This is a genomic window from Ponticaulis profundi (assembly GCF_042659465.1).
GTDB classification, from domain to species: Bacteria; Pseudomonadota; Alphaproteobacteria; order Caulobacterales; family Hyphomonadaceae; genus Ponticaulis; species Ponticaulis profundi.
Window position 1 is genome coordinate 173,057 of record NZ_JBHSSW010000012.1, and the last position, 10,446, is coordinate 183,502.

The following is a 10,446-nucleotide window of genomic DNA, read 5'->3' on the forward strand; positions in this document are numbered from 1 at the left end:
GGCGAGATGACCTCGTCGCCTTTGCTTTATCAGCCCCCTGCCACCGATCCGCTGCCGATCCTATATCAGGATGACTGGCTGATGATCGTGGACAAGCCCGCGGGTCTTTTATCCGTGCCGGGCAGGCTTGAGCAGCATAAAGACAGTCTGGCGCTACGCCTGGACGTCGCATTTCCCGGAACGCGGACTGTTCATCGCCTCGATATGGATACTTCGGGACTGATGGTTTTTGCCCGGGATGAAGAAACGCACCGCAGTCTCTCCAGAGCGTTTGAGCGCAAGCAGGTGGACAAGAAGTACACGGCGCTTGTTCACGGTGTGATGGCCGAAGACTCCGGATGGGTCGAGCTGCCGCTCATCAAGGACTGGCCCAACCGCCCAAAACAGAAGGTCGATTTCGAGCTTGGGAAACCGTCCCGTACAGAATGGTCCGTGCTGTCTCGCGAGGATAACGTGACCCGGGTCGAGCTTATTCCCATCACCGGACGTACCCACCAGCTGCGTGTCCATATGGCGGAGATTGGCCACGGCATTCTTGGTGACTGCTGGTATGGCAGCGAAGCGAGCATGTCTGCGCGCGACCGGCTCTGTCTGCATGCGGGATATCTGGGGTTTCAGCACCCCGCCACCGGCGAACCCCTTCAGTATAAGTCCGAAGCTGACTTCTGAGCCTTATTGAAAGGTCAGTTTATCCTGACCATCGACCCGCCGATAGAAACAGCCTTTTCGACCGGTGTGACAGGCGGCTCCCGTCTGGCGGACTTTCATCAGAATGGCATCCTGATCGCAATCGACATAAAGCTCGACAACTTCCTGAATATGGCCGGACGTGTCGCCCTTGCGCCAGAGCTCACCGCGCGAGCGGGACCAGTATGTGGCGCGGCCGGTTTCAATGGTTGCCTGCAGGGCCTCGGCATTCATCCAGGCCAGCATCAGAACGTCGCCCGTCTCAGCATCCTGAGCGATAGCGGCGATGAGACCGTTTGAATCGAAACGAGGACGAAACGCTGCGGTTTCGTCCTGTTCTTTTCCCTTTAACGGGGATGCAAATGTCATGGGCGAAAGGCCCCTGTCTTATTTACCGGCAAGGCGGAAGAAGCGGTTACGCTTGTCTTCGTCTGTCCGGAAAACGCCTGTGAACTGTGTCGTGATCGTCGAGACGTTCGGGTGGTGAACGCCGCGGGTCGTCATGCACTGGTGCTTGGCGTCGATCAGAACCGCGCAACCTGCTGGCGCAAGGCTTTCCGTGATGGCGTCACAGATCTGAGCGGTCATGGTTTCCTGAGTTTGCAGGCGTTTCGAGAAGATCTCGACCACGCGTGCGAGCTTGGAAATGCCAACGACTTTCTCGGTTGGCTGATAAGCGACATAAGCTTTGCCAAGGAACGGCGCCATGTGGTGCTCACAATGGCTTTCGACTTCGATCTCACGCAACATGACGAGGTCATCATAGCCCTGAACGTCGTCAAATGTGCGCGACAGGTATTTGACCGGGTCTTCTTCATAGCCCTGGAACCATTCCTTATAGGCATTCACGACGCGCTTTGGCGTGTCGATCAGGCCTTCGCGGCGTGGGTCGTCGCCAGCCCAGGCAAGCAGTGTGCGAACGGCTTCTTCAGCCTCTTCGCGGGTTGGGCGTTTAACAGGTTCTGTGCGCTCGAAAGAGCCAGGCGTTGTAATAGAATCCATTGCCATGGAGAAAAATCCTATGTCTGAGGGACGAGGGTCGAGCCGAGGCAATCATGCCCGGACTTAACGCCCGCCCGAGTGAAACCCTCAGGGCTGTGTTGGTCGCTATATAGGGAATAAACCTTCCCTTTGCCAAGCTGTCTACGCTATCGTGGGGGAAACGGATTTCACGCTCATGTGAATTTTCGGGATTATTTCACCGAAATTTTTCCAGTGCGCATATTTCATGAAAGCAGGAACTGAACGTTTTCAGGTGCGTAATTGGTTTATGTTTGATCGGGGCATTGCGTGAAAAGTTTTCTTCTCAATACGCTGGACGATATCCGGACCAGCTATTGGTTCATTCCGGCGATCATGGCGGTCGGTGCGATCGTCCTGAGTTTCTGTGCAATCCAGTTTGATGCGTCACTGGACGGGCAGGGGCCTGACTGGATGAGCTGGCTGTTCGACAACCAGCCGGAAGGCGCGCGTGAAGTGTTGTCGACACTCGCAGGCTCCATGGTGACGGTCGCTGGTGTGGTCTTCTCCATTACGCTGGTCACGGTTTCCAATGCGGCGTTTCAGTTTGGTCCGCGCCTTCTGACCACTTTCATGCGCGACCGCGCCAATCAGGTGACGCTCGGGACGTTCATTGCAACCTTCCTCTACTGTCTCATGGTCTTGCGGGCCGTGCAGTCGGTTCCTGCGTCGGCCAGCGATGAATCTGCCTCCAGCTTTGTGCCGCATGTCGCTCTGCTCGGCGCCCTGGCCCTTGCGATCTGTTCGATCGCTGTTCTCATCTATTTCATCCACCATGTGCCGCGCTCTATCCATGTCAGCCGGATCGTCGCCCAGATCGGTGAAGAGCTGTGCCAGCGGCTGGATGATCGTTTTCCGATAGCGCTTGGAGAGGCGGCGCACGAACGCCCGGATGACAAGGCGTGTGAGACGTTTCGAAAAACGGTGCTGACGGCGTCGAAGTCGCAGCCTGTCGTGACAAGCCAGACCGGCTATATCCGTGTGATTGACGCAGACAGCCTGATCGAGACGGCCAAAGAACAGAAGCTCCAGATCGTGCTACTTCGCCATCCGGGTGACTTTGTTGCCAAGGGCGATGAGCTGATGCGCGTGCTTGGCAGTCATGATGAGGTTGGCGAAGACGTGCTCGACGATCTGTCTGACACGATATCTGTTGGTGCGATGCGGACCCAGCTTCAGGACATTGAGTTTCTCTCCCAGGAGCTTGCAGAGATTGCGATGCGGGCGCTGTCGCCGGGCATTAATGATCCGGTGACGGCTATCACGGCGATGAACTGGCTGGGGGCTGGTATTGGCCTGCTCGGCCAGCGTGAACCTTTGAGCCCCTTGCGGATGGATGATGAGGGCAAGCCAAGGGTCTTTTCGCCGACGGTTGGGCTGCCCGAACTTTTACGTGCAAGCCTTGGCTCGATTGTCCCCTTTGCCGCGCGGAATGTGGTTGCAGGGCGCAGCTATATCCGTGTGCTGGACGAAATACGCGGTCGCCTTGATGAACGCTTCGTTCCCTATCTGGAAAAGCAGCGTCAGGAGTTTTTCGAGATCGCTGAAGCAGAACTCTCCCGTCAGGAGCTGGACTCCCTGAAAACGCTCGCGCGTATCACCGAAGAGAGCAAAGAGGGCGGCGAGGCAGGCTGGCGAAAACGTCTTCGCCAGACTGTTTTGAGGAAGTAACATGAACTTTACGGAAAGCCGCTTTTTGCACCGCAGTAAAACGGCTTCTTTGCAGATCAGCACGTTTTATGAGCTGTCTTAAAAATTAGATTTACTACTAAATTTGGATGTACTTTTTCCAAAAGATTAACTAGTTCTAGCCCCGCGCATAACGAGGGGGATTGCCATGATTATGCAGAAACTAGCGTCCACATTACTTATCTCTACTTTATTTGCTGCTGCGTCCTGCCAGGGCCAGGAAGCGCCAGAGCCAACCCCAGCCGAAACCGCTTCCGGTGTCGAAGTGCCAGTCAAGGAAGAGACGGAAATGTCTTCCGATGAGGTCTCCCTCTGCAAGGATGATTCTCTGCCTATCGAGGGCACTGAGCTCTGCGCAAGCGCGGCCTTGCTCCATATGGACCTTGCTGCAGATCATGAGCCTATGGCGCTCGCTGATCCTTCCTGTGAGTGGGTTCCGCAAGCGTCCCCAATGGTCGATCAGTATCTGGTTTACATGGCGCAGAAGTGCGAAGGCGTGACGGGCAAACTGGAAATCGCGATCGGCAATCACCGATCTGATGTTCTGCTCGTGAAATCTGCTTTGTCGGCCTCTTCTGTAGGCGATGGCACGGACGGATCTGCTGATCCTTATCCGGTCGGATATATCTATACGACGATTGACGGCCTCTCAGCTGAAGAGAGCATTCTGAAGCGTGCGGAGCTTGACGCTGTGGCGTCTGAAGAAAGCTTTGAAGGCTGTGAACTCCATACGGATGGCGATGGACTTTATGTTGTCCGTCTGTCGGAAGAGGGAATGGATAACCTCGACCCGGATATGCCTCCGGCGGTTTGCGGACCGCTTGGTATGCATGATGGTGGCTGGAACTTCTGGAAGATCCTGTCGGACGATTTTCTGATGTTCGTCGAGACGTCCGGCGATCTCTGGCATGATGTCGATTACACTACGATGAAGATGGTTTCGCAGTAAAAACTGCACTTGGTTTCGAATGAAAGGCGGCAGTTATGCCGCCTTTTTTTGTGAAATCTACCAGACGTTCGTGACCTGGCAGGGATGGTTGCCGGGATAGTTGCCGTAAACATCTGTCAGGTAGAATGTCTTTGCGCCCGTTTCAGTGACTTCGAGCACGGTCTCCCGGTTGTAAGCATTCTGATCGTAAAATCGTAGAAAACGGTTTTCACCGCTGACGGGCATTTGCTGACCATTTGGTGAGACGAATGCGCCATTCCAATATGTGGTCGAACTGCCATCGCCAACCACGCTGCGAATGTCGCCATTGGGGGCGTAGATCGGGCCTGCGCCACCGATACGTTCATACTGCAATTGCAGCGTGACGGGCTGCCCCATGATCTGACACTGGGCCACAAAGCCACCGGTTTGTTGGGCTATGGCAGGTGCTGCCATGGTTGCGACGAGCGTGAAGAAGACTGCGGTAATGAGCTGCATTTTGTCCCCGGCATGTTTGGTTTGTAAATGGCGACAGCTCACAGTCTTTCCAGGATTGATGACAAGACCATGACGTCTTCCAAGAAGGTCCGTAATTTTCTGTCGGGACAATATGACATGGTTCAATCGTCTGGCCGTTTGCTCGTTTGACAGGCGCTTGCGCGTTACCGCATAGACCGATTTGAACCTGAAATGCTCCAGAGGAGATGTCCATCGTGACTGACGTGCCAGCCCTTTCTGCCTTTCCTTTTAAGTCCTATGACAAGGTTCGATATGCTGACACGGACCGTCAGGGGCATATCAACAACGCGAATTTTTCGACCTTTCTGGAAACAGGGCGGGTCGAGTTTCTCTATGATGGTGAAAAGGGTCTGGCCCTTGAGAATGCTTCCTTTGTGATTGCAGGCCTGCAGCTCAGTTTTGTCTCTGAAGCACACTGGCCGGGACAGATTGATATCGGCACTGCGGTGAAGAAGATCGGGAACAGTTCCGTGACCCTGTCGCAGGCGCTTTTTCAGAATGAACGCTGCGTGGCCACGGCCGAAACAGTCATCGTGCAGATGGATGAAACCACCCGGCGTTCCAAACCTTTTTCAGACCATGCGCGCGCCTTTTTCGAGAATGCCATGCTGAATTCGGACGCTTAATGCGGACCACAAAACATGGTCAGAAATGAAACGAAATGTTGAAAACTCTGAATTAGTGTCGTTCCCTTAGGCGTAGGACCTTAGGGACGACGACATGGGGTGGCTGAAACCATATGAGAGGCTTTTGCGCATTCCGAAGGATGCGCATACGGAAGATCTCATTCGATATCGCGCGATCTGGCTCGTTGGCGTGCTCTTCATGGCGGTCCAGACGATGAACCTGTTCACCATGACATTGAATTATGGGCGATGGACATATGACCATACCATTTCGGTTGCCGCGATGGTCATTGTCGCCTCGATGGTACTGGCCTTGCGCTGGTATAAGGGATTTCACGTTTACGCCTTCGCTTTTTCGCTGCTGGTCCTGTTCGGCATTATGGCGTCCGCCCTGCCAGAGCATATGGGGATCAACTCGGCGCTTGTGCCACTGGTGATCGTTGGCCCGCTGATCAATGGTTATATTTCCGGACGGCGTGCGGCATTTATCTTCTGGTGTGTCGGCATTGTCTTTCTGAGCTTTCTCTACTGGGTGTCGATCAACCATCCACCCATTTTGGCAAACGGGACGCATCGCCTGGAAGCCAATCGCTACACCAATGCGATCTATTATCTGACCATCTCTGCATCGCTCTCAATCATGCTGACAGAGCATACATTCAGCGCCCTGAAGAAGATGCGGGAGCTGGCGGAACGGGCCACCTATGCTGAGGCCGCCAAGTCGGAATTTCTGGCCAAGATGAGTCATGAGCTTCGCACACCGCTGAATGGCGTGATGGGGCTGACAGACGCGATGCTGCGCGGGAATCTGCCAGAACGCGAAAAGGGATTGGCGCGAACCATACGCCAGTCGGGAGATTCTCTGCTTCATATTCTGAACGATCTTCTGGATCTGTCGCGCATTGAAGCGGGCAAAATGCCAATCAATCCGCGTCCGGTGAACGCCCGGGATGTGATTGAACGGGCCATTCTGGGAACAGAAGAAGTGATCGCCAATGAGGGGCTGGCTTTCGACCTGAAAGTCTCTGAGAGCCTGTCCTGTGGCGCCCAGCTTGATGAAGTGCGGGTGCGTCAGGTGATCCATAATCTCCTTTCGAATGCCGTTAAGTTTACCGACGAAGGTGTTGTTGCGGTCCATGCTGATCGCGTGCCAGGCACTCAGACCGATGATGACGGCACGGCCCTCGATTATATTCGTATCCGGGTCCGTGATACGGGCTGCGGCATCAGCGAACATGCACGTCACCGCATTTTCGACAGCTTCGAGCAGGAAGAGCATGCAGGTCCGCAAACCATCAGTGGGACGGGCCTCGGCCTGCCGATCAGCCGTATGCTGGTTGAGCTGATGGGCGGCAGTATCGATCTCGAAAAGACCGGGCCGCATGGCAGCGTTTTTCGTGTTCTGCTTCCGCTGCATCCGGTGGAGCTGACCAAGCCCGCTGCAGGCATTGAGCGCGGCGCGTCCGTCAGTCATCCGGTGCGGGTGCTGGTCGTTGAAGACCATGACATCAATCAGCTCGTCCTGACCGAATTCCTGCGTATTCTGGGCGTCGATTTCGAAGTCGCTGAAGACGGGATTGAGTGCCTGGAATGGCTGCGGAAATCGGAATTCGACGTTATTCTGATGGACAAGAACATGCCTCGTATGAATGGCATGGAAACGACCCGGGCGATCCGGACGAGTGACATGCCGTTTCGTGATGTCCAGATCATCGCGATCACAGCGGATGCGATGGTTGGTGAGCGCGAGCGCCTGCTCGAGTGCGGTATGGACGGGTTCCTCTCCAAGCCGTTGAAGATTGAGGAACTCGCCCAGATCCTGGAAAACGTACCGGTCCGCGAGGCTGCGGCCTGATCAGCTTCGCCTATTGCGGGCTTGCCACATACTGGCGGGCATAGCGTTCGGCCTCGTCAAAGCCATGAGACAGATTGGTCGACACCAGTGTTTCGCCAGACCCTTGCGGGACATAGACAAAGCTGCAATCGCGGGTCTTCATCACACTGATAAAGGCAGCTGAGGCGCCTTCATCGAGCATGGTGCGGCCCTTGCGGGCATCGCCCGTGCCAAACTGGCGATTGCCGCATTCATAAGACCATTGTGTGCCCGGTTCCGGTTCGTAGAGGACAAGGCTGAGGCGCGGCTTCTGGTTTCGCGCAAATTCCACAACAGCCATGTTCGGCACCGGGATGGGCTGGCCTGCCAGCACTTCGCCAGAGAAAGGCGCAACATCGCAGGAGGCAATCGCGCTCTGACCGCCGCCAGCATGCAGATAGAAGCAATTGACCATCCAGTTGCCCATGGTGACCCAATGGGTGCGGCTGGTCCGGCCATTCTGCCCACCGGTCACGTCACGATGGGTTTGCATATCCAGAGGCAGCGGCGCGCTCGGCGCACCAAAATCGCCGGAATTGACCCGCTTGATCCGACCAAATTCCTCCGCCTGTTCACTGCATCCGGGCAGGAGGAGGGCGAACATTGCCGCGGCAATGAGAGGTTTTCCGAGTTTGACCAGACGTGTGCGTGTCACTTGTTTTGTCCCAAATTCAGCCCTGAGTTTACCATGACAGGCTTGATCGTGGGAAAACGAGCCCTTGGGAATTTGTGTGAAATTCGCAGGCTTTTCGTCTTAGTCCTCAGGAGGCGGAGCCCCCGGTGTCATCGTGCTGACCGGCGCATCCGAGCGGATCAGCCAGGTACCATCCACCAGAACCCAGTGCACCAGATAATGTCCCTCATCGTAAAATGCGGGAATGGGAGAGGTGTCACCCTCCGGGGTGAAGGTCAGCTTGAAGGCGCCGCGTTCAACAGCGGAGGGGCCGCAAACCGAAAGCTCGATAGTCTCAAGCTCGAACTGTGTGTCACCCAGAGCCGTCAACGGGCCGAAATAGGCACGAATGGCATCATGGCCCTCATTGAGCGGGCTGTTCGGCGGCATGGACCAGGCATCTTCGGTAAAGAGGCTGACATAGGTGTCGATATCGCCGGCTGCGAGGGCAGACATGGCGGTTTCATTGGCGGCTTCGATTGCAGTTTCAGCAGCCGCGAGATCGGTCTCTGCGCCGCAGCCTGCCAGAACGGAACTCATGAGTAAGGCGGATAATACGGACATCATGCGTCTCCCTTAATGCCCCGCGCGTGACGTGTGTCATTGTTCAGTATGTCATGAAGTATGTTCTGGTTGAAGTGATTTCTGTTTCGCGTTCACACCCGCCCCCCGATTGGGGCGGGCACGGTCTGTCTGTTACGGGGCGTGGATCGCCCGCCTAGCTTTCCTCGACAATCTTGAGCGCGGCTTCGGCGTCTTCATTGCCCGCGTCAGCACTTTTCTCGAACCATTTTCTGGCCGTCTTCACGCTGGCTTCCATGCCGCCAAGCCCCTGATAAGCGTAGACACCCATATTATACATGGCGAGATTGCTGCCCGCATTGGCGGCTTTTTCAAACCAGTCCCGCGCGGTTTCAAGATCCTTGTCGCGGCCCATGCCCTGATCGTACATCATGCCGACATTGAACAAGGCGTTCGGATGGCCCTGTTCGCCCGCTGCCTTGAAATAGCTGTAAGCCTCGTCATAGGCCTGATCGGTGCCGAGACCATCGCGGTAGATGACGCCCAGATTGAATTGGGAATCCATATGTCCCTGTGCGGCGGCTTTCTCATACCATTGCGCGGCTTTGGCATAGTCCTGCTCAACGCCGGTGCCGAAATAATAATGGCGGCCCATCATGTATTGCGCGTTGGAGCTACCTGCTTCGGCGACGGGTTTGAATTTGCTGAGTGAGGTCTCGTAGTTCTCATCCTGATAGGCTTCGACGGCGGCTTTATAGCTGTCCTGAAGCGCATCCACGAGTTCGGTTTTGTCATCCTGTGCCAGGGCAGGCGCGGCCGCGCCGAGGGCTACAAGGCTGAGGCTGGCGGCGAGGCCGGTGGTCCATTTCAAAACTGACATGTGATCTCCCTTTCGCTGTTTTGCCTGCCTCCAGCCTAACAAGGCAGGCGCGGCGCGTAAAACCGGGGCGATCATTGCGGGCGAAAGGCGTGCGCCAGCGCCGCTATCCGCAGCGCTCTTCAAAGAGCTCTGCGGCGCGGATAGCGACATCATGCAGGGCGGTCAGATCGTCTGCCTCATCGGGCAGGGTATCTGACAGCCATTTGTCCGGCGGGAGGGGGATTTTCAACGGCAGAAAGCGGGGCAGGGGCGGGCCGCCACCCTTTAAATGCGGCGGCTGAGGCAGCGTGCAGGGCTCGGTCAAAGCCGCTTTTGCCCGCTCAAGGCGGGCCGCTTCAAACCGGCCAAGCCAATAGCGCGCATAGCGCCGGGCGCGTGCCTCCATGCTCTCATGAAGATCGGCCAGACGCAGGAGGCGGTCGATCAGACGCTCGCAGGCGAGCTCATCATCATGGCGCGGCCGTCTCTGATACCCTTCAGACACGCGGTGCTGCGCAAGCGCCTGGTCCAGGCTGTGGTCGCAGGTCTCCTCGTCAGGCGCATCCGATGGTGTCTCATCCGCCATGCTGATCCGAAAGGCAGGCAATCGGGTCGGATAAAGCGGCAGGCCGCGCACGGCAAAGAGCGGGTGGATATCAGGCTGCGGCAGGTGAAGCCGCAAACCGGGTTCAGGCGGGCAAACGGCCTTTCCGGCGGTGACCTGACCATCGCGCATCAGCCGGAAGGCGAGCCAGATGATCATGCAGCGGATCATGTGTTCGACGCGCTCCACCATGACGGTGAGGCGCTGGACATCATAGCGAAACAGCCGGCAGGGGATGTCCTTATAGGTTTCAGGCGCATCGCCCCCAATCGCCCATTGATGGGGAAACCGCTCCGCCCGGAAAATGTGACGGTTCACACGGGCTTGATAGTCCGGGAACTCATCCTGAGGGTGGGCGGGCGCGTCTTGCATGGAGGTATTATCCGGTCAGACGCGTGGGGTGGGATTGATTCTTTGTTTTGTTTTTTTTGTTTTGCTCTCGCGAC

At 56.3% G+C, this 10,446-nt stretch carries 12 protein-coding genes; 5 read left to right on the forward strand and 7 right to left on the reverse strand.

The window, feature by feature from the left end; translation table 11 throughout:
- Window positions 1–6: 6 nt before the first annotated feature.
- Window positions 7–669 (forward strand): RluA family pseudouridine synthase, encoded by a 663-nt coding sequence (locus ACFQDM_RS10105; RefSeq protein WP_377378643.1) that lies wholly within the window; start codon window positions 7–9, stop codon window positions 667–669.
- Between the two features lie 3 nt (window positions 670–672).
- Here ACFQDM_RS10105 and hisI read toward each other — a convergent pair whose 3' ends face one another.
- Window positions 673–1,056 carry a phosphoribosyl-AMP cyclohydrolase gene (gene hisI / locus ACFQDM_RS10110; RefSeq protein WP_377378645.1) on the reverse strand — a complete coding sequence of 128 codons (384 nt, stop codon included), beginning with the start codon at window positions 1,054–1,056 and terminating at the stop codon, window positions 673–675.
- Between the two features lie 18 nt (window positions 1,057–1,074).
- Window positions 1,075–1,689, reverse strand: coding sequence for a GTP cyclohydrolase I FolE (gene folE / locus ACFQDM_RS10115; protein ID WP_377379129.1), 615 nt, complete (start codon window positions 1,687–1,689; stop codon window positions 1,075–1,077).
- Between the two features lie 288 nt (window positions 1,690–1,977).
- Between folE and ACFQDM_RS10120 the strand changes: the two genes are divergently transcribed.
- Both ACFQDM_RS10120 and ACFQDM_RS10125 read left to right on the forward strand, forming a co-directional pair.
- A complete protein-coding gene (locus ACFQDM_RS10120; protein WP_377378647.1) occupies window positions 1,978–3,378 on the forward strand; it encodes a DUF2254 domain-containing protein in 1,401 nt (466 codons plus the stop codon).
- A gap of 166 nt (window positions 3,379–3,544) precedes the next feature.
- Entirely contained in the window at window positions 3,545–4,345 is an 801-nt protein-coding gene (locus ACFQDM_RS10125; RefSeq protein WP_377378649.1) for a hypothetical protein, read from the forward strand.
- 57 nt (window positions 4,346–4,402) lie between these two features.
- Here ACFQDM_RS10125 and ACFQDM_RS10130 read toward each other — a convergent pair whose 3' ends face one another.
- Window positions 4,403–4,822 carry a hypothetical protein gene (locus ACFQDM_RS10130; RefSeq protein WP_377378651.1) on the reverse strand — a complete coding sequence of 140 codons (420 nt, stop codon included), beginning with the start codon at window positions 4,820–4,822 and terminating at the stop codon, window positions 4,403–4,405.
- Between the two features lie 215 nt (window positions 4,823–5,037).
- On the opposite strand from ACFQDM_RS10130, the gene ACFQDM_RS10135 reads away from it, so the two are divergent.
- A complete protein-coding gene (locus ACFQDM_RS10135) occupies window positions 5,038–5,469 on the forward strand; it encodes an acyl-CoA thioesterase (protein ID WP_377378653.1) in 432 nt (143 codons plus the stop codon).
- A 94-nt stretch (window positions 5,470–5,563) separates the two neighbouring features.
- Window positions 5,564–7,324 carry a response regulator gene (locus ACFQDM_RS10140; RefSeq protein ID WP_377378655.1) on the forward strand — a complete coding sequence of 587 codons (1,761 nt, stop codon included), beginning with the start codon at window positions 5,564–5,566 and terminating at the stop codon, window positions 7,322–7,324.
- 10 nt (window positions 7,325–7,334) lie between these two features.
- Here the strand turns inward: ACFQDM_RS10140 and ACFQDM_RS10145 are convergent, their stop codons facing one another.
- The 4 genes from ACFQDM_RS10145 to ACFQDM_RS10160 form a co-directional block, all read right to left on the reverse strand.
- Complete coding sequence (locus ACFQDM_RS10145) at window positions 7,335–7,997, reverse strand: hypothetical protein (protein WP_377378657.1); 663 nt, start codon at window positions 7,995–7,997, stop codon at window positions 7,335–7,337.
- Window positions 7,998–8,096: 99 nt separating this feature from the next.
- Complete coding sequence (locus ACFQDM_RS10150; RefSeq protein ID WP_377378659.1) at window positions 8,097–8,579, reverse strand: YybH family protein; 483 nt, start codon at window positions 8,577–8,579, stop codon at window positions 8,097–8,099.
- Between the two features lie 154 nt (window positions 8,580–8,733).
- Window positions 8,734–9,417, reverse strand: a complete 684-nt coding sequence (locus ACFQDM_RS10155) for a tetratricopeptide repeat protein (protein WP_377378661.1) — start codon at window positions 9,415–9,417, stop codon at window positions 8,734–8,736.
- A gap of 103 nt (window positions 9,418–9,520) precedes the next feature.
- Window positions 9,521–10,372, reverse strand: coding sequence for a hypothetical protein (locus tag ACFQDM_RS10160; protein WP_377378663.1), 852 nt, complete (start codon window positions 10,370–10,372; stop codon window positions 9,521–9,523).
- Window positions 10,373–10,446 lie beyond the last annotated feature (74 nt).